This window comes from Pseudomonas sp. S2_E01 (assembly GCF_054668365.1).
The window spans coordinates 3797819-3816452 of sequence record NZ_CP162762.1 but is presented as its reverse complement, the minus strand read 5'-3'; the positions used below and the strand labels follow the sequence as shown (position 1 = coordinate 3816452).

Genomic DNA, 18634 nt, shown 5'->3' with positions numbered 1-18634 from the left:
GTATCGATGGCGGATAACGGGCTGAGTAGCCGGTGATTTCGGCGTGCTGTTTCAACTGGAAGTTGAAAGTGGTCTACCCCCCTGTAGGAGCAAGCTCGCTCCTACAGAGGAAAACTCACGCCTTCGATTTGCTGATGATGTTCCCGGCATGCAGCCCGCATTCTTTTTGCGTGGCTTCTTCCCACCACCAGCGACCTTCACGTTCGTGCTGGTTCGGCAGTACCGGCCGGGTGCAGGGTTCGCAGCCAATGCTGATGAATCCGCGCTCATGCAGGCTGTTGTAGGGCAGTTCGAGCATGCGGATGTAACCCCAGATTTCTTCGCTGGTCATTTGTGCCAGCGGGTTGAACTTGTACAGCGTGCGTTCCGGGGTGGAGAACGCGGTGTCGATTTCCATCACTGCCACTGCGCTGCGGGTGCCGGGGCTCTGGTCCCGACGTTGGCCGGTTGCCCATGCCTTGACGCCGGACAGCTTGCGACGCAGCGGTTCGATTTTGCGGATGCCGCAGCACTCGCCATGGCCATCCTTGTAAAAGCTGAACAGACCTTTTTCCTTCACGAAGGGTTCGAGTTTCGTGTAGTCCGGCGATACCAGCTCGATGTCGATCTTGTAGTGCTCACGCACCTGGTCGATGAAACGATACGTTTCAGGGTGCAGCCGTCCAGTGTCGAGGCTGAACACCTTCACGTTCTTGTTCAGTTTCCAGGCCATGTCCACCAGCACCACGTCTTCGGCGCCGCTGAAAGATATCCACAGGTCATCGCCGAATTCGGCGAAGGCGAGTTTCAGGATGTCCTGGGCGGATTTATTGGCATAAGTCGTGGCGAGTTCCACGACGTCGAACGTTGGGCTCATCAGGGCGGCTTCCTACAGGTCGGTGGCGCTGGGCGCTCTATATGGAGCTGATGGTAACAAAATCCTGCCGTGGCTGGCGCGGCCTGTGCGTTGCGCCGCTCCCTGTGAGCGGATAGAGTTCGGCGGGCTTTTTGCTCGCGCGGCTCAATAATCAATACAAATGGGGTGTCTTGTGGAAATTGCCTGTCTGGATCTTGAAGGTGTGCTGGTCCCGGAAATCTGGATCGCCTTTGCCGAAAAAACCGGGATTCAATCCCTCAGAGCCACCACCCGGGACATTCCCGACTACGACGTGTTGATGAAGCAGCGCCTGCGGATTCTCGACGAGCACGGCCTGAAACTGGCCGACATCCAGGAGGTGATCGCCACGCTCAAGCCGTTGGACGGCGCCGTCGAGTTCGTCAACTGGCTGCGCGAGCGCTTTCAGGTGGTGATCCTCTCGGACACCTTCTACGAATTCTCCCAACCGCTGATGCGCCAGCTGGGATTCCCCACGCTGCTCTGCCATCGTCTGATCACCGACGAAACCGGGCGGGTGACGAGCTATCAGTTGCGTCAGAAAGATCCCAAGCGCCAGTCAGTCCTGGCTTTCAAGAGCCTTTACTATCGGGTAATCGCAGCCGGGGATTCCTACAACGACACCACGATGCTGGGGGAGGCGGATGCGGGGATTTTGTTCCATGCGCCGGAGAATGTGATCCGCGAATTCCCGCAATTCCCGGCGGTGCACAGCTTCGAAGACCTCAAGCAGGAGTTCATCAAGGCGTCCAACCGCACGCTATCCCTGTAAACCGACCCCTGTAGGACCGAGCTTGCTCGCGATGGACGTATTAACACCACCGGGTGTCAGGTGCCCAGCGGTGTGACCACCACCATCGCGACGGTTCGACGACTCGACATGCTCGCTCCTACAGGTTCAGGTTCAGAGACCCTGCAGGGTGTCGAGTAGCACCTTCACCTTGGTGATCGATTCCTGGTACTCGGCCTGCCACTGCGAATCGGCAACGATCCCGCCGCCACCCCAGCAGCACACCTGTCCGTCCTTGACCAACAGACTGCGAATGGCGATGGAGCTGTCCATCTCGCCGCGCACGTCCAGGTACAGCAGCGAGCCGCAATACAAGCCGCGTCGCGTCGGCTCCAGCTCGTCGATGATCTGCATGGCGCGAATCTTCGGTGCTCCGGTGATCGACCCGCCCGGGAAGCTGCCGGCGATCAGGTCCAGAGCGTCACGACCACACGCCAGCTCCCCGGTCACGCTGCTCACCAGGTGATGCACATTCGGATAACTTTCCAGGCTGAACAGCTCCGGCACGCGTACCGAGCCGACGCGGCATGTGCGGCCCAGGTCGTTGCGTAGCAGGTCGACGATCATCAGGTTTTCCGCCCGATCCTTGGGGCTGGCCAGCAGTTCGGCGGCGTTCGCGGCATCTTCGTCGGCATTCAGGCTACGAGGGCGGGTGCCCTTGATCGGGCGGGTTTCGACGTGGCGCTCGCTGAGCTTGATGAAGCGCTCTGGCGACAGGCTGAGCACCGCGCCACCGTCGGGCAGGCTCTGGAAACCGGAAAACGGGGTAGGGCAGGCTGCCCGCAGCGCGCAGTAAGCGGCCCACGGATCACCCGCGCATTCGGCGCGAAAGCGCTGTGCGAAATTGACTTGATAGCAATCGCCCGCCTGGATGTATTGTTGGATGCGCTCCAGTGCCTGGCGATAATCGTCTGCGCTGAGATCGGGCTGCATGGGCGCGTTGAGCTTGAACGCCTCGACCGGATCAGCCAGCGGCTGGCTGAACAGCGCGATCAGGCGCTGGCGTTCGCTGTCGGCCAGTGTCGGATGGAACACCAGCTGGCTGGTCTCGCGCTGGTGGTCACTGATCAGTGCCCAGTCGTACAAGCCAAAACGTGCATCGGGCAGGTGCAGGTCATCGTGTGCCTGGCTCGGCAGGTGCTCCAGATGCCGAGCGAAGTCGTAGCTCAGGTAGCCGATCAGGCCGCCTGCGAAGGGCAGGTCAAACGGGACGCTGGCTTCGCCCAGTCGTTGCAGATGAAGGCGCAGGCGTTGCAGGAAATCGCTGCCGCTGTCGTCGGGCGCGACCGTCAGTTGCTCCAGCGGCCAGGCGCTGAGCAGGTCGAAGCGTCCTCGCTCGGCACTGGGGCGGCCGCTGTCGAGCAGCACGGCGCCGGGGGCATGGCGAATCGCCGCGAAATACTCGGCGGGGTTGGCGCGATAGGGCAGCGGGTGTACGGAGCAGGTCAGCATGGACGGAGCTTAACCTTCGACCGGTGGAATATGCCCGAACATTTCCTGGACGAACGCCATGCGCTCCTCGACGGTCTCCGTCACACCACGGGCTTTCAGCTCCTCCAGCCGAGCCTCGACCGCATGGGTGCGCAATGTCAGGCCGCAGTCGTTGGCGATCTGGATGTTCAGCCCTGGCCGGGCATTGAGCTCCAGGATCAGCGGGCCCTTTTCCTGGTCCAGCACCATGTCGACACCGATGTAACCCAACCCGCACAGCTCGTAGCAGCCCGCTGCGAGCTTCATGAATCCGTCCCAGTAGGGCAGTTGCACGCCGTCGACCGCGTTGGTGGTGTCCGGGTGCTTGGTGATGATGTTGTTGAGCCAGGTACCGCGCAGGGTCAGGCCGGTGGCGAGGTCGACACCGACGCCGATGGCGCCCTGGTGCAGGTTGGCCTTGCCGCCTGACTGGCGGGTCGGCAAGCGCAACATCGCCATGACCGGGTAGCCCATCAGCACGATGATGCGGATGTCCGGCACGCCTTCGTAGCTGATGCTCTTGAAGATCTGGTCGGGCGTCACCCGGTACTCGATCAGCGCCCGGTCCCGGTGCCCGCCCAATGAATACAGACCGGTAAGGATGCTCGAGACATGGTGCTCGATTTCCTCATGGCTGATGATCTTGCCGGACACCGTGCGATAGCGGCCCTCGAACCGGTCGGCGATCACGATGATGCCGTCACCGCCCGCGCCCTGGGCCGGTTTGATCACGAAGTCGCTGCGCCCGCCGATGATCTCGTCGAGGTTATCGATTTCTTTCTCTGTGGAGATGATGCCGTACAGTTCCGGCACATGAATGCCGGCGGCGATCGCACGTTCCTTGGTGAGGATCTTGTCGTCCACAATCGGGTACAGGCTGCGCTTGTTGTACTTGAGCACGTAGTCTGCGTTGCGTCGATTGATCCCCATGATGCCCCGGGCTTCCAGGGCTTTCCAGGTCTTCCAGAAACCGAACATCAGGCGTCAGCCTTCTTCAGGAACGCCTTGAAGCGCACCAGTTCGGTGAGGCGGTAGCCGCGATAGCGACCCATGGCCAGCATGAAGCCCACCAGGATCAACAGGACGGCCGGGAAGGTGAACACGAAGTACACCAGCTCTGGCACGCTCATGATCAGGTGCGCCAGGGAGGCGGCGAACAGGGTGCCAATGGCCACCTTCATCGCATGGCCGGAGCCGCGTTCTTCCCAGGTGATCGACAGGCGTTCGATGGTCATGGTCAGGATTACCATCGGGAACAGCGCCACGGACAAGCCGCGCTCCAGGCCGAGTTTATGGCTGAACAGGCTGATCGCCGCGATCAGCACCACCACGAAGGTCAGCACCACCGACAGCCTCGGCAGCATTTGCAACTTCAAGTGCTCAAGGTAGGAGCGCAGCGACAGCCCCAACGCGGTGATCACGGTGAACAGCACGATACCGAAGCCCAACTGGGTTTCGCGGAAGGCCAGGGCGATCAGCACCGGGGTGAAGGTGCCCAGGGTCTGCAGGCCGATCAGGTTGCGCAGGATCAGGATCACCAGCACGCCGATCGGGATCATCACCATGATCATGAACGTCTGCTGGGTTTGCAGCGGCAGGCCGTACAGCGAGTATTCGAGGAAGTTGGCGTCGGTGTTTTCGTCGGTCAGCTTGGCCAGGCGAATGGCGTTCATTTCGCTGTTGTTCAAGCTGAAGGTCACGTTGGCTTTCTTGCCGCCGTCGACGGTGATCAGGTTCTCGTCACCGGTCCACCACAGCAGGCGATCGGTGGGCAGGCCCTGCTCGCCGGTTTCCGGGTTGAAGTACAACCAGTCGGTGCCGTTGAAGCTGCGCAACCACAATTCCGGTGTTTGTGGCTGGTCGGCCACCAGGCGGATGGTGTGGACCTTTTCCACCGGCACGTGGGCGATGGACAGCACCAGTTCGACGATCCTGGCCTTGTGCCCGCTGGACGGATCGCCCGCCAGCAACAGTTTCACGTTGTCGTCGTTGAGATTGTTGACACGCTTGATCGCCTCGCCAATGAATGTCTCGACGTCGGCCGAGTGTTGGCGAATCGGTGCGAGCAGCGCCTCGGCAGCAATTTTCTCAGGGCCTTCTACCACGATGCTGTCGCGAAAGGTCGGGCCTTTGATCTTGGTTTTTTCGGCGCTGTAGCGCTTGGTCAGCACCAGGCGGTAATACAGGGTCTGATTGCCCTTGGCCCGACGTGCAGACCAGGTCACCTTGCGGTTGCCATCGACGCGGTTCACCGCCACGCCGTAGTTATTGGAGATGAAGCTTTCATTGAGGCTGACGTAATCGCGGCTCAGTGGCGGCACGAACATCTGGATCTTGACCGGGTCCTTGGCGTTGGCGACGAACTCGACCTTGGCGTCGATGTTCCACAAGTCGTCGGTGGCGTCCTCGGTGACGGGAATGCCGAGCACGAAGATCTGGTAGGCCGTGACCGAAATGCCGAGTACCACCAGGATGGCGATCAGCATTTTCAGATGGAGGGTAAGAGCGCGCATTGGAATTACTCTGCGGTATGTACGTCGGTGGCGCAGGCGGGTTTGCCAGCGGCGTATTTAAGACTGGGGTCGACCAGTGCATCGAAGCGTTTGAGTGCTTCGGAGCCAATCAAAAGTGGATATTGGAACGCACTTCGGTCGGTCAAGTTCACTTCGATACTGCGCAAGGCCGAACCCATGCAGATATCCAGCTCGATCACAGGGCGGGCGGTGTATTTCTTGCCCTCCTCGGGATCATAGTCGCCGGCACGTCGTTTGATCTTGCTGACCCGGGCCAGCGGCCGTTCGATCGGATGCGAATGCGCGGTGTCGATGGCCAGATAGAAGCGCACCCAGGATTCGCCATTGCGTTTGAAGCGCTTGATGTCGCGGGCACTGAGGGAGGCGGTTTTTGCCCCGGTATCGAGTTTGGCCGCAACTTCCAGATTGATGCCGTCCAGCGAGGCGTACTCGTTGAGGCCGTACACGGTTTTTTCCCCTGCCGCGGCGACACCGGGCAGGCAGAGCAGATAAAGAAAGGTCGGGAAGGGCTTGAGTCTCATAAATCCTGGTGCACAGCGGTCCGTGTTTCGATTCGAGGCCCTGACATCGCTGCGCGAGCTCCTTCGTATGCCTATCAACTGACGATAAGTGCAGATGCCATCGACAAATGCGGGCGGCATTCTAGCACGGTGCTCCTGTGGCGCCACCGCAGAGAGATGGCTATAAACAGAAGGGCTGCTTCGTTCTGGTGCAGACGGTTATTAGACGATTGTCGACAATTCCTATTTATCCTTTGACTGTTACGCCTTGATTCGCTACTTTTTGGCGCATCAGCTTTCAAGGTGTCGACAATATGCTGGATCAACTCGATCCCCCCGTCATTGCTCAGGACGATTCGGAAACACTTTCCGAGAACGTCTTCCGGCGTATCCAGGCGGCCATCGTCAAGGGCGAGATCGCCCCGGGCAGCAAGATCTCCGAGCCGGAGCTTGCGCGTACCTATGGCATCAGCCGCGGCCCATTGCGCGAAGCAATCCACCGTCTGGAAGGCCAGCGCCTGCTCGTCCGTGTACCGCACGTCGGTGCGCGGGTGGTGTCGTTGAATCACGCCGAGCTGGTTGAACTCTACGAGATCCGCGAGTCCCTCGAAGGCATGGCCTGTCGCCTGGCCGCCGAGCGCATGACCGTGGAAGAAATCGACGAGCTGCGTCAGGTCCTGGAGACCCATGAACGCGATGCCGCGTTCCAGGCGGGGGTCGGTTACTACCAGCAGGAAGGCGATTTCGACTTCCATTACCGGATTATCCAGGGCAGCGGCAACCGCACCCTCACGCAAATGCTCTGCGGCGAGCTGTATCAATTGGTGCGCATGTACCGCATCCAGTTTTCCACCACACCCAATCGCCCGCACCAGGCCTTTGCCGAACACCACCGAATTCTCGATGCCATCGCCGACCGTGACGGTGAGCTGGCCGAGTTGTTGATGCGTCGTCACATCGGCGCTTCCAAACGCAACATCGCCCGTCATTACCAGGACGGCGCCAACCCGACAGCCAAACGAGGTGAGTCATGAGTTCCAACAAGAGCACTCCAGGCCAGCGTTTCCGCGATGCGGTCGCCAGCGAGCATCCATTGCAAGTGGTCGGCGCGATCAACGCCAACCACGCACTATTGGCCAAGCGTGCCGGTTTCAAAGCCATTTACCTGTCCGGTGGCGGCGTCGCTGCTGGCTCCCTCGGTGTGCCGGACCTGGGCATCACCGGCCTGGATGACGTGCTGACCGACGTACGTCGTATCACCGACGTCTGCGACTTGCCGCTGCTGGTGGACGTGGATACTGGTTTCGGGTCCTCGGCCTTCAACGTCGCACGCACCGTCAAGTCGATGATCAAGTTCGGCGCGGCAGCGATTCACATCGAAGACCAGGTCGGCGCCAAGCGTTGCGGCCACCGCCCTAACAAGGAAATCGTTTCGCAGCAGGAAATGGTCGACCGCATCAAGGCCGCCGTCGATGCCCGTACCGACGACAGCTTCGTGATCATGGCCCGTACCGATGCCCTGGCGGTGGAAGGGTTGGAATCCGCCCTTGATCGCGCCGCCGCCTGCATCGAGGCCGGCGCCGACATGGTGTTCCCGGAAGCCATCACCGAGCTGGACATGTACAAGTTGTTTGCGAGCCGCGTGAAAGCGCCGATCCTGGCCAACATCACCGAATTCGGCGCGACCCCGCTGTACACCACCGAGCAACTCGCGGCGGCGCAAGTGTCACTGGTGCTGTACCCGCTGTCGGCGTTCCGCGCCATGAACAAGGCGGCGGAAAACGTCTACACCGCCATTCGCCGTGACGGTACGCAACAGAACGTGATCGACACCATGCAGACCCGCATGGAGCTTTACGATCGCATCGATTACCACACCTTCGAGCAGAAGCTCGATGCGTTGTTTGCGTCCAAGAAGTAACGAGTACCCGTGACACTGCCTGAACCTGTAGGAGCGAGCATGCTCGCGATGGTAGACGCCACACCGCTGGGTATCAGATCCCCTGCGTGATCGTTGACGTCCATCGCGAGCATGCTCGCTCCTACAGGGGGTAAGAAATATCTCTGACAAATTCAAGAAAACTGGAGACAGCAATGGCCGAAGCAAAAGTACTCAGTGGCGCCGGGCTCCGTGGCCAGGTGGCCGGGCAGACTGCATTGTCCACCGTGGGTCAATCGGGCGCAGGCCTGACGTATCGCGGTTATGACGTTCGCGACCTGGCGGCTGACGCACAGTTCGAGGAAGTCGCTTACCTGCTGCTGTACGGCGAACTGCCGAGCAAGGCGCAACTGGCGGCCTACATCACCAAGCTGAGCAAGCTGCGCGACCTGCCGCAAGCGCTCAAGGAAGTGCTCGAACGCATCCCGGCCGATGCCCATCCGATGGACGTGATGCGCACCGGTTGCTCGTTCCTGGGCAATATCGAGCCTGAAAACGACTTCTCCGAGCAGCGCGACAAGACCGATCGCCTGTTGGCCGCTTTCCCGGCGATCATGACCTATTGGTATCGCTTCAGCCACGAAGGCAAACGCATCGATTGCGTGAGCGACGAGCCGTCCATCGGCGGTCACTTCTTGCACCTGTTGCATGGCAAGAAGCCAAGCGAGTTGCACGTGAAGGTGATGAACGTTTCGCTGATCCTGTATGCAGAGCACGAGTTCAACGCCTCGACGTTCACCGCGCGCGTCTGTGCGTCGACCCTGTCCGACCTGTTCTCCTGCATCACGGCAGCCATCGGTTCGCTGCGCGGCCCTTTGCACGGCGGCGCGAATGAAGCGGCGATGGAAATGATCGAGCGTTTCTCATCGCCGGAGGAGGCGATCCAGGGCACCCTCGGCATGCTCGAGCGCAAGGACAAGATCATGGGGTTCGGTCACGCGATCTATAAAGACAACGATCCGCGTAACGAAGTGATCAAGGGCTGGTCGAAAAAACTCGCAGACGAAGTGGGCGACAAGGTGCTGTTCCCGGTTTCCGAAGCCATCGACAAGACCATGTGGGAACAGAAAAAACTGTTCCCCAACGCCGACTTCTACCATGCCTCGGCGTACCACTTCATGGGCATTCCGACCAAGTTGTTCACACCGATTTTCGTCTGCTCGCGCCTGACCGGCTGGGCCGCCCACGTGTACGAACAACGCGCCAACAACCGCATCATCCGCCCAAGTGCCGAATACACCGGCGTTGAACAGCGCAAGTTCGTGCCAATCGAACAACGCTGAATGGTGGGGGCTGGAACTGAACACGCCACCCCCCTGTAGGAGCGAGCTTGCTCGCGATAGCGGTTGACCTGACACACCGCAATCGCGAGCAAGCTCGCTCCTACAGGGGATCGGCGCAACGCCCCGCCTTTTGTATTTACCGTGACCGAGTCCCGACTGATGAACACAGAATTCCGTAAACAACTGCCCGGCAGCAACCTGGATTACTTCGATGTCCGCGCCGCGGTCGAGGCCATTGCGCCAGGCGCCTACGACACGCTGCCGTACACCTCCCGCGTGCTGGCGGAAAACCTGGTGCGTCGCTGCGACCCGGCCACGCTGACCGAATCCCTCAAGCAATTCATCGAGCGCAAGCGCGACCTCGATTTCCCGTGGTTCCCGGCCCGCGTGGTGTGCCACGACATTCTCGGCCAGACCGCTCTGGTGGACCTCGCCGGCCTGCGTGACGCCATCGCCCAGCAGGGCGGTGACCCGGCGCAGGTGAATCCGGTGGTGCCGACGCAATTGATCGTCGACCACTCCCTGGCCGTCGAACGTGGCGGTTTCGATCCCGAGGCGTTCGAGAAGAACCGCGCCATCGAAGACCGTCGCAACGAAGACCGTTTCCACTTCATCAACTGGACCAAGAAGGCGTTCAAAAACGTCGACGTGATTCCACCGGGCAACGGCATCATGCATCAGATCAACCTGGAGAAAATGTCTCCGGTGATCCAGGTGCGCGATGGTGTAGCGTTCCCCGACACTTGCGTCGGCACCGACAGCCACACCCCGCACGTGGATGCGCTGGGTGTGATCGCCATCGGCGTCGGTGGCCTTGAAGCGGAAAGCGTGATGCTCGGCCGCGCGTCCTGGATGCGTCTACCGGAAAGCGTCGGCGTCGAGTTGACCGGCAAGCTGCAACCCGGCATTACCGCCACCGACATGGTGCTGGCGCTGACCGAGTTCCTGCGCAAGCAGAAGGTCGTGGGCGCATGGCTGGAGTTCTTTGGCGAAGGCGCGGCTGCGCTGACCCTCGGCGACCGCGCAACCATCTCCAACATGGCACCGGAATATGGCGCCACGGCGGCGATGTTCTACATCGACCAACAGACCATCGACTACCTCAAACTCACCGGCCGTGAAGACGAGCAGGTGCAGTTGGTCGAAAACTATGCCAAGCAGATCGGCCTGTGGGCCGATAGCCTCAAGGGCGCGCAGTACGAGCGTGGCTTGACGTTCGATTTGTCTTCGGTCGTGCGCAACATGGCTGGCCCGAGTAACCCGCACGCTCGCGTGGCCGTCTCGGACCTGGCAGCAAAGGGCATTTCCGGCCAGTGGGAAGACGTTCCGGGCCAGATGCCGGACGGCGCCGTGATCATCGCCGCGATCACCAGTTGCACCAACACCAGCAACCCACGCAACGTGATCGCTGCGGGCCTGCTGGCGCGCAACGCCAACAAGCTCGGCCTGACCCGCAAACCCTGGGTCAAGACGTCCCTGGCCCCCGGCTCGAAAACCGTGGCGCTGTACCTGGATGAAGCCGGCCTGACCGATGAACTGGAACAGCTCGGTTTTGGGGTGGTGGCGTTCGCCTGCACCACCTGCAACGGCATGTCCGGTGCACTTGACCCTGTCATCCAGCAGGAAATCATCGACCGCGACCTGTATGCCACCGCCGTATTGTCGGGTAACCGTAACTTCGACGGGCGAATTCACCCGTACGCCAAGCAGGCGTTCCTGGCTTCGCCGCCGCTGGTGGTCGCCTATGCCATCGCCGGGACCATCCGTTTCGACATCGAAAAAGACGTGCTGGGCCTGGATGCCGATGGCAAAGAGATCCGCCTGAAGGACATCTGGCCAAGCGACGCAGAAATCGAAGCAGTGGTTAAGGCTTCCGTGAAGCCCGAGCAGTTCCGCCAGGTCTACATCCCGATGTTTGCGATCCAGGAAGACACCGGCCCCAAAGTCACGCCGCTGTACGACTGGCGCGAGATGAGCACCTACATCCGCCGTCCGCCGTACTGGGAAGGCGCCCTGGCCGGGGCGCGTCCGCTCAAGGGCATGCGCCCGCTGGCGGTCCTGCCGGACAACATCACCACCGACCACCTGTCGCCGTCCAACGCCATCATGATGGACAGCGCCGCCGGCGAATACCTGGCGAAAATGGGCCTGCCGGAAGAGGATTTCAACTCCTACGCGACACATCGCGGGGACCACCTGACCGCGCAACGCGCAACCTTCGCCAACCCGAAACTGTTCAACGAAATGGTCAAGGAAAACGGCAAGGTCAAGCAGGGCTCGCTGGCCCGCGTCGAGCCGGAAGGTCAGGTGATGCGCATGTGGGAAGCCATCGAGACCTACATGGATCGCAAGCAGCCGCTGATCATCATCGCCGGCGCTGACTACGGCCAGGGCTCGTCCCGCGACTGGGCGGCCAAGGGCGTGCGTTTGGCCGGTGTCGAAGCGATTGCCGCCGAAGGTTTCGAGCGCATCCACCGCACCAACCTGGTGGGCATGGGCGTGTTGCCACTGGAATTCAAGCCGGGCACCAATCGCAACACCCTGGCCATCGACGGGACCGAAGTCTATGACGTGATCGGCGAGCGCACCCCGCGGGCCGACCTGACGCTGGTGATCCATCGCAAGAACGGCGAGCGCGTCGAGGTGCCGGTGACCTGCCGCCTCGATACCGCTGAAGAGGTATCGATCTACGAAGCCGGCGGCGTGTTGCAACGCTTCGCCCAGGACTTCCTCGAAGAATCGGCAGTCGCTGTTTAAAACTCGGTGTGCAGACAGGGGGATTTCAAATCCCCCTGTCTGCTTCAAGTTCAGGAGTAAGGAACACCATGGCTGACGCAGCTGTTTTTCCGAAGCAAATCAAGATTCCGGCCACCTACATGCGTGGTGGCACCAGCAAGGGCGTATTTTTCAGCCTGCAGGATTTGCCTGAGGCGGCGCAGGTTCCAGGTCCCGCCCGAGACGCCCTGTTGCTTCGGGTCATCGGCAGCCCCGACCCGTATGACAAGCAGATCGACGGCATGGGCGGTGCAACCTCCAGCACCAGCAAAACGGTGATCCTGTCCAAAAGCATCAAGGCCGATCACGATGTCGACTACCTGTTCGGCCAAGTGTCCATCGACAAGCCCTTCGTCGACTGGAGCGGTAACTGCGGCAACTTGACGGCGGCAGTTGGATCGTTCGCCATCAGCAACGGCCTGGTGGATGCCAGCCGCATTCCGCACAACGGCGTGGCGGTGGTGCGCGTGTGGCAGGTCAACATCGGCAAGACCATCATCGCCCACGTACCGATCACCAACGGCGAGGTGCAGGAAACCGGCGATTTTGAACTCGATGGGGTGACCTTCCCCGCAGCGGAAGTGCAGGTCGAATTTCTCGACCCGGCGGCGGAAGAAGAGGGCGGGGGCGGTTCGATGTTCCCTACCGGCAACCTCGTCGATGACCTGGAAGTGCCGGGCGTTGGCACCTTCAAGGCGACCTTGATCAACGCGGGCATTCCGACGATTTTCGTTAACGCGGCAGACATTGGCTACACCGGGACCGAGTTGCAAGGCGCGATCAACGGGGACCCGAAAGCGTTGCAGATGTTCGAGACCATTCGTGCTTATGGCGCTTTGCGCATGGGCCTGATCGCCAACGTTGACGAGGCGGCCAAGCGTCAGCACACACCGAAGGTGGCGTTTGTCGCCAAGCCTGCGGACTACGTGGCTTCCAGCGGCAAGGCAATTGCGGCCGGTGACGTCGATCTGCTGGTGCGGGCACTGTCCATGGGCAAGCTGCACCACGCGATGATGGGCACTGCGGCGGTGGCCATTGGTACGGCGGCGGCGATTTCCGGGACCCTGGTCAACCTCGCGGCGGGCGGCATCGAACGCAACGCAGTGCGCTTCGGCCATCCGTCCGGCACCTTGCGGGTGGGCGCCGAGGCGAGACAGGTCAACGGTGAGTGGATCGTGAAAAAAGCCATCATGAGCCGCAGTGCGCGGGTGTTGATGGAAGGGTTTGTACGGGTGCCGGGGGATTGTTTCTAGCAGACATTGAACAACTGTGGGAGCGGGCTTGCCCGCGATGGCGGTGTGTCAATAACAGAAACTTCGACTGACACACCCAATCGCGAGCAAGTCGAATCGTCGCACCGCCGCTCCCACAGTTTTTGACCGAGTTTCATATTAGAAAAATGATTCAACCCACCGCGATCAACCCGAACCGAGGTCCCATCAACGAACCACTTCACGAGTGAATCGAACATGAGCGCCAACGTTGACCTGAACAATCGCCCGGACTATGACCAGGTCCTGCAGGACATTGCCGATTACGTCCTCAACTTCAAGATCGAGTCTGCCCAGGCCCTGGACACCGCCCGCAACTGCCTGATGGATACCCTGGGCTGTGGCCTGCTGGCGCTGCGTTTTCCCGAATGCACCAAGCACCTGGGGCCGCTGGTCGAAGGCACGGTGGTGCCACACGGCGCACGCGTGCCCGGCACGTCGTTCCGGCTCGATCCGGTCAAGGCGGCGTGGGACATCGGTTGCATCGTGCGTTGGCTCGACTACAACGACACCTGGCTCGCCGCCGAATGGGGCCATCCGTCAGATAATCTCGGTGGCATTCTTGCGGTGGCCGACCACCTGTCGCAAAAACGCCTGGCCAACGGCGAAACGCCACTGACCGTTCGCACCGTGCTCGAAGCGATGATCATGGCCCACGAAATCCAGGGTGTACTCGCGCTGGAGAATTCCTTCAATCGTGTAGGTCTTGACCACGTCATTCTGGTCAAGGTCGCCTCGACGGCCGTCACCGCCAAACTGATGGGCGCCAATCGCGAGCAGTTGTTGTCCGCGCTGTCCCATGCCTTTGCCGACGGTCAAGCCCTGCGCACCTATCGACATGCGCCCAATGCCGGTTCGCGTAAGTCGTGGGCGGCGGGCGATGCGTCCAGCCGGGGCGTACGCCTGGCGGACATCGCGATGCGTGGCGAGATGGGTATTCCCGGTGTGCTGAGTGCCCGGCAGTGGGGCTTCTACGACGTGCTGTTCAGTCATACCAACAATGATTTGGCGCTCAAGCCCGGGGACAGGCGCGAATTCAGCCTGTCCCGGCCATACGGCAGCTACGTGATGGAAAACGTACTGTTCAAGATCAGCTTCCCTGCAGAGTTCCACGCGCAAACCGCCTGTGAAGCCGCCGTTATCTTGCACCCACAGGTGCGCAATCGCCTTCACGAGATCGACAGGATCGTCATTACCACCCACGAATCGGCGATTCGCATCATTTCCAAGGTCGGCCCGCTGGCCAATGCGGCGGATCGCGATCACTGCCTCCAGTACATGACCGCCGTGCCACTGGCTTTCGGCAATCTGGTGGCCGAGCAGTACGAGGATGATTTCCACAAGGCACACCCGATCATCGACGTGCTGCGCGAGAAAATGGTCATCGTCGAAGAACCGCGTTTCACGCGTGAATACCTGGAAGCGGACAAGCGTTCCATTGCCAACGCGGTGCAGGTGTTTTTCAAGGACGGTTCCAGCACCGAAAACGTGGTGGTGGAATACCCGATTGGCCATCGCCGTCGGCGTGCAGAGGGCATTCCCCTGCTGGAGGACAAGTTCAGGGCGAACCTGGCGACACGGTTTGCCGGGCAGCGCTGCGAGGAAATTTTTGCGTTGTGCAAGGGCCAGGAGCGGCTTGAGATGACGCCGGTCAATCGGTTTGTGGATTTGTTTGTTATCTAGGGGACGGCGTTATCGTTCGATCACGAGCAAGCTCGCTCCTGCAGGGAACTTGTGAACACCGAAGATCCCTGTAGGAGCGAGCTTGCTCGCGATGGCGCCCGAACAGGCGCTACACAATTATTTGAATCGCCGCTCCACACCTTTCTCCACAAGAATCTTCGCCGAGATTTCTTCAACGGAAAAATGCGTGGAGTTGATGTGAGGAATGTTCTCGCGGCGAAACAGGTTTTCCACCTCGCGCACTTCGAACTCGCATTGTGCGTAGCTCGAATAGCGGCTGTTGGGCTTGCGCTCGTTGCGGATGGCCGTAAGACGGTCTGGATCGATGGTCAGGCCAAACAGCTTGTGCTGGTGCGAACGCAGGGCGCTTGGCAGGGTCAGGCGCTCCATGTCGTCTTCGGTCAGCGGGTAGTTGGCGGCGCGAATGCCGAATTGCATGGCCATGTACAGGCAGGTGGGCGTTTTGCCGCAGCGTGACACGCCCACCAGGATCAGGTCGGCCTTGTCGTAATAGTGCGTACGGGCGCCATCGTCGTTGTCGAGGGCGAAGTTAACGGCCTCGATGCGTTCCATGTAATTGGAGTTGGTGCCGATGGAATGGGACTTGCCGACGGTGTAGGAAGAATGCTCTGTCAGTTCCTGTTCAAGCGGTGCCAGGAAGGTCGAGAAAATGTCGATCATGAAACCATTGGACGTTGCGAGAATCTCACGGATGTCCTGATTGACGATGGTGTCGAAGATGATCGGCCGGAAGCCGTCGGTTTCGGCGGCCTTGTTGATTTGTTGTACCATGGCCCGCGCTTTGTCCGCGCTGTCGATGTACGGGCGGGTGAATTTGCTGAAGGTAATGTTTTCGAACTGTGCCAGGAGGCTTTGACCCAAGGTTTCGGCGGTGATGCCGGTGCCATCGGAGATAAAGAAAGCAGATCGTTTCATTTGCACCTTGGCCCTTAAGCTAGTAGCGAAAACTGGATATGATAGGCGCGATTTGCCGGCCGCCAATGGCCCGCATTCTCACTTATTTTCCAGGTCCAGGCCATATAGCTGGCAAATGCTCCATTTAGAGCGCCGGTTTTGAGCTTTTCCAACACAGTTAGTGGAGAGATCACCTTGGTAGAGTACGTAGTTTCCCTCGATAAGCTCGGCAAACACGATGTTGAGCATGTGGGGGGCAAGAACGCATCCCTGGGCGAGATGATCAGTAACCTCGCAGGTGCCGGTGTATCGGTACCCGGTGGCTTCGCCACGACCGCCCAGGCTTATCGTGATTTCCTGGAATTGAGCGGCCTGAACCAGCAGATTCATGACGCCCTCGATGCCCTGGACGTCGACGACGTGAATGCCCTGGCCAAGACCGGCGCACAAATCCGCCAATGGATCATGGAAGCTGAGTTCCCCGAGAAACTGAACACCGAGATCCGCACCGCATTCGCCGCGCTGTCGGCCGGCAACCCTGACGTCGCTGTGGCCGTGCGCTCTTCCGCCACCGCGGAAGACTTGCCGGACGCTTCCTTCGCAGGTCAGCAGGAAACCTTCCTGAACATCCGTGGTGTCGAGAACGTCATTCGTGCCGCCAAGGAAGTGTTCGCTTCCCTGTTCAATGACCGTGCTATTTCCTACCGCGTGCACCAGGGCTTTGACCATAAACTGGTCGCCCTGTCGGCTGGCGTGCAGCGCATGGTCCGCTCCGAAACCGGCACCGCCGGCGTGATGTTCACCCTCGATACCGAGTCGGGCTTCCGTGACGTGGTGTTCATCACCGGCGCCTACGGCCTGGGTGAAACTGTCGTACAAGGCGCGGTGAACCCGGATGAGTTCTACGTCCACAAGGACACCCTGACCGCGGGTCGCCCGGCGATCCTGCGCCGCAACCTGGGCAGCAAGGCCATCAAGATGATCTACGGCGACGAGGCCAAGGCCGGTCGTTCGGTCAAGACCGTCGATGTCGACAAGGCCGATCGCGCGCGTTTCTGCCTGACCGACGCTGAAGTCAGCGAGCTGGCCAAGCAAGCGATGATCATCGAGAAGCACTACCAGTGCCCGATGGACATCGAGTGGGCCAAGGACGGTGACGACGGCAAGCTGTACATCGTGCAAGCCCGTCCGGAAACCGTGAAGAGCCGCACCCAGGCCAACGTCATGGAACGTTACCTGTTGAAGGAAACCGGCACTGTGCTGGTCGAAGGTCGCGCCATTGGCCAGCGCATCGGCGCCGGCAAGGTCCGCATCATCAAGGACGTGTCCGAGATGGACAAGGTTCAGGTCGGTGACGTACTGGTTTCCGACATGACCGACCCGGACTGGGAACCGGTCATGAAGCGCGCCAGCGCCATCGTCACCAACCGTGGCGGCCGTACCTGCCACGCGGCGATCATCGCCCGTGAGCTGGGCATTCCGGCCGTGGTCGGTTGCGGTAACGCCACCGAGCTGTTGAAAGAAGGCCAGGGCGTCACCGTTTCCTGCGCCGAAGGCGACACCGGCTATATCTTCGAAGGTCAATTGGGCTTCGACATCAAGAAAAACTCCGTCGACGCCATGCCGGACCTGCCGTTCAAGATCATGATGAACGTCGGCAACCCGGATCGCGCCTTTGACTTCGCGCAGTTGCCGAACGCCGGTGTGGGCCTGGCCCGACTGGAGTTCATCATCAACCGCATGATCGGCGTCCACCCCAAGGCGCTGCTGAACTATGACGGCCTGCCACAGGACATCAAGGACAGCGTCGACAAGCGCATTGCCGGCTACAACGACCCGGTCGGCTTCTACGTCGAGAAACTGGTCGAGGGCATCAGCACACTGGCTGCCGCGTTCTGGCCAAAAAAGGTCATCGTGCGCCTGTCGGACTTCAAGTCCAACGAATACGCCAACCTGATCGGCGGCAAGCTGTACGAGCCGGAAGAAGAAAACCCGATGCTGGGCTTCCGTGGCGCTTCGCGTTACATCAGCGAATCATTCCGTGACTGCTTCGAGCTCGAATGCCGCGCACTCAAACGCGTGCGCAACGAGATGGGCCTGACCAACGTCGAAATCATGGTGCCGTTCGTCCGCACCCTGGGCGAAGCGAGCCAAGTGGTGGACCTGCTGGCCGAGAAAGGCCTGGTCCGTGGCGAAAACGGCCTGCGCGTCATCATGATGTGCGAGTTGCCGTCCAACGCGATCCTGGCCGAAGAGTTCCTTGAGTACTTCGACGGCTTCTCCATTGGTTCCAACGACCTGACCCAGCTCACCCTGGGACTGGACCGGGACTCCGGGATCATCGCGCACCTGTTCGACGAGCGTAACCCTGCGGTCAAGAAGCTGCTGGCCAACGCCATTGCCGCTTGCAACAAGGCCGGCAAATACATCGGCATCTGCGGCCAGGGCCCTTCGGACCACCCTGACCTGGCCAAATGGCTGATGGAACAGGGCATCGAGAGTGTCTCGCTGAACCCGGACTCCGTACTGGAAACCTGGTTCTTCCTGGCGGAAGGTCAAGCTTCGGCCTGACAAGCAACCCTGTACCTGTAGGAGCGAGC

General features: G+C 60.5%; 14 protein-coding genes. 8 read left to right on the top strand and 6 right to left on the bottom strand.

The genetic code is table 11. From position 1 onward, the window contains the following. Positions 1 to 115: 115 nt before the first annotated feature. Positions 116 to 856 (bottom strand): phosphoadenylyl-sulfate reductase, encoded by a 741-nt coding sequence (locus tag AB4O36_RS17680; RefSeq protein WP_007971943.1) that lies wholly within the window; start codon positions 854 to 856, stop codon positions 116 to 118. A 172-nt stretch (positions 857 to 1028) separates the two neighbouring features. Between AB4O36_RS17680 and thrH the strand changes: the two genes are divergently transcribed. Then, positions 1029 to 1646 carry a bifunctional phosphoserine phosphatase/homoserine phosphotransferase ThrH gene (gene thrH / locus AB4O36_RS17675; RefSeq protein ID WP_460116980.1) on the top strand — a complete coding sequence of 206 codons (618 nt, stop codon included), beginning with the start codon at positions 1029 to 1031 and terminating at the stop codon, positions 1644 to 1646. 132 nt (positions 1647 to 1778) lie between these two features. Here the strand turns inward: thrH and pabB are convergent, their stop codons facing one another. Genes pabB through rloA form a run of 4 tightly spaced genes read right to left on the bottom strand, consistent with a single transcriptional unit; the run spans position 1779 to position 6189 of the window. Continuing rightward, positions 1779 to 3116, bottom strand: a complete 1338-nt coding sequence (gene pabB / locus AB4O36_RS17670; RefSeq protein WP_460139879.1) for an aminodeoxychorismate synthase component I — start codon at positions 3114 to 3116, stop codon at positions 1779 to 1781. A gap of 9 nt (positions 3117 to 3125) precedes the next feature. Continuing rightward, positions 3126 to 4112 carry an alpha-L-glutamate ligase-like protein gene (locus AB4O36_RS17665; RefSeq protein WP_460116978.1) on the bottom strand — a complete coding sequence of 329 codons (987 nt, stop codon included), beginning with the start codon at positions 4110 to 4112 and terminating at the stop codon, positions 3126 to 3128. Then, positions 4112 to 5647 carry an osmotic stress tolerance membrane protein RloB gene (rloB, locus tag AB4O36_RS17660; protein WP_460116977.1) on the bottom strand — a complete coding sequence of 512 codons (1536 nt, stop codon included), beginning with the start codon at positions 5645 to 5647 and terminating at the stop codon, positions 4112 to 4114. Before rloB ends, AB4O36_RS17665 begins: the two co-directional genes overlap by 1 nt. 5 nt (positions 5648 to 5652) lie before the next feature. After that, positions 5653 to 6189, bottom strand: coding sequence for a retropepsin-like aspartic peptidase RloA (gene rloA / locus AB4O36_RS17655; protein ID WP_460116976.1), 537 nt, complete (start codon positions 6187 to 6189; stop codon positions 5653 to 5655). Between the two features lie 296 nt (positions 6190 to 6485). On the opposite strand from rloA, the gene AB4O36_RS17650 reads away from it, so the two are divergent. From AB4O36_RS17650 to prpD, 6 genes are all read left to right on the top strand, one after another. After that, positions 6486 to 7202, top strand: coding sequence for a GntR family transcriptional regulator (locus AB4O36_RS17650; RefSeq protein ID WP_460126779.1), 717 nt, complete (start codon positions 6486 to 6488; stop codon positions 7200 to 7202). Beyond that, complete coding sequence (gene prpB, locus AB4O36_RS17645) at positions 7199 to 8089, top strand: methylisocitrate lyase (RefSeq protein ID WP_460116975.1); 891 nt, start codon at positions 7199 to 7201, stop codon at positions 8087 to 8089. Before AB4O36_RS17650 ends, prpB begins: the two co-directional genes overlap by 4 nt. Before the next feature lie 173 nt (positions 8090 to 8262). Then, on the top strand, positions 8263 to 9390 hold the full coding sequence (gene prpC, locus AB4O36_RS17640; RefSeq protein ID WP_460116974.1) for a bifunctional 2-methylcitrate synthase/citrate synthase: 1128 nt from the start codon (positions 8263 to 8265) through the stop codon (positions 9388 to 9390). Positions 9391 to 9549: 159 nt separating this feature from the next. Next, the gene (gene acnD / locus AB4O36_RS17635) at positions 9550 to 12147 is read left to right on the top strand and encodes a Fe/S-dependent 2-methylisocitrate dehydratase AcnD (RefSeq protein ID WP_460139878.1); all 2598 of its coding nucleotides are present in this window, start codon (positions 9550 to 9552) and stop codon (positions 12145 to 12147) included. 68 nt (positions 12148 to 12215) lie between these two features. Further along, entirely contained in the window at positions 12216 to 13418 is a 1203-nt protein-coding gene (prpF, locus tag AB4O36_RS17630; protein ID WP_460139877.1) for a 2-methylaconitate cis-trans isomerase PrpF, read from the top strand. A gap of 216 nt (positions 13419 to 13634) precedes the next feature. Further along, on the top strand, positions 13635 to 15119 hold the full coding sequence (prpD, locus tag AB4O36_RS17625; RefSeq protein WP_460139876.1) for a 2-methylcitrate dehydratase: 1485 nt from the start codon (positions 13635 to 13637) through the stop codon (positions 15117 to 15119). A 117-nt stretch (positions 15120 to 15236) separates the two neighbouring features. Here prpD and ppsR read toward each other — a convergent pair whose 3' ends face one another. Continuing rightward, on the bottom strand, positions 15237 to 16055 hold the full coding sequence (gene ppsR, locus AB4O36_RS17620) for a posphoenolpyruvate synthetase regulatory kinase/phosphorylase PpsR (protein WP_460116970.1): 819 nt from the start codon (positions 16053 to 16055) through the stop codon (positions 15237 to 15239). A gap of 174 nt (positions 16056 to 16229) precedes the next feature. On the opposite strand from ppsR, the gene ppsA reads away from it, so the two are divergent. Beyond that, a complete protein-coding gene (gene ppsA / locus AB4O36_RS17615; protein ID WP_460116969.1) occupies positions 16230 to 18605 on the top strand; it encodes a phosphoenolpyruvate synthase in 2376 nt (791 codons plus the stop codon). The last annotated feature ends 29 nt before the right edge of the window (positions 18606 to 18634 follow it).

Bases quoted from the DNA above. Each gene is read 5' to 3' on its own strand.
- AB4O36_RS17680 (WP_007971943.1), bottom strand. From the start codon at position 856: ATGAGCCCAACGTTCGACGTCGTGGAACTCGCCACGACTTATGCCAAT.
- pabB (WP_460139879.1), bottom strand. From the start codon at position 3,116: ATGCTGACCTGCTCCGTACACCCGCTGCCCTATCGCGCCAACCCCGCC.
- AB4O36_RS17665 (WP_460116978.1), bottom strand. From the start codon at position 4,112: ATGTTCGGTTTCTGGAAGACCTGGAAAGCCCTGGAAGCCCGGGGCATC.
- rloB (WP_460116977.1), bottom strand. From the start codon at position 5,647: ATGCGCGCTCTTACCCTCCATCTGAAAATGCTGATCGCCATCCTGGTG.
- rloA (WP_460116976.1), bottom strand. From the start codon at position 6,189: ATGAGACTCAAGCCCTTCCCGACCTTTCTTTATCTGCTCTGCCTGCCC.
- prpB (WP_460116975.1), top strand. From the start codon at position 7,199: ATGAGTTCCAACAAGAGCACTCCAGGCCAGCGTTTCCGCGATGCGGTC.
- prpC (WP_460116974.1), top strand. From the start codon at position 8,263: ATGGCCGAAGCAAAAGTACTCAGTGGCGCCGGGCTCCGTGGCCAGGTG.
- acnD (WP_460139878.1), top strand. From the start codon at position 9,550: ATGAACACAGAATTCCGTAAACAACTGCCCGGCAGCAACCTGGATTAC.
- prpF (WP_460139877.1), top strand. From the start codon at position 12,216: ATGGCTGACGCAGCTGTTTTTCCGAAGCAAATCAAGATTCCGGCCACC.
- prpD (WP_460139876.1), top strand. From the start codon at position 13,635: ATGAGCGCCAACGTTGACCTGAACAATCGCCCGGACTATGACCAGGTC.
- ppsR (WP_460116970.1), bottom strand. From the start codon at position 16,055: ATGAAACGATCTGCTTTCTTTATCTCCGATGGCACCGGCATCACCGCC.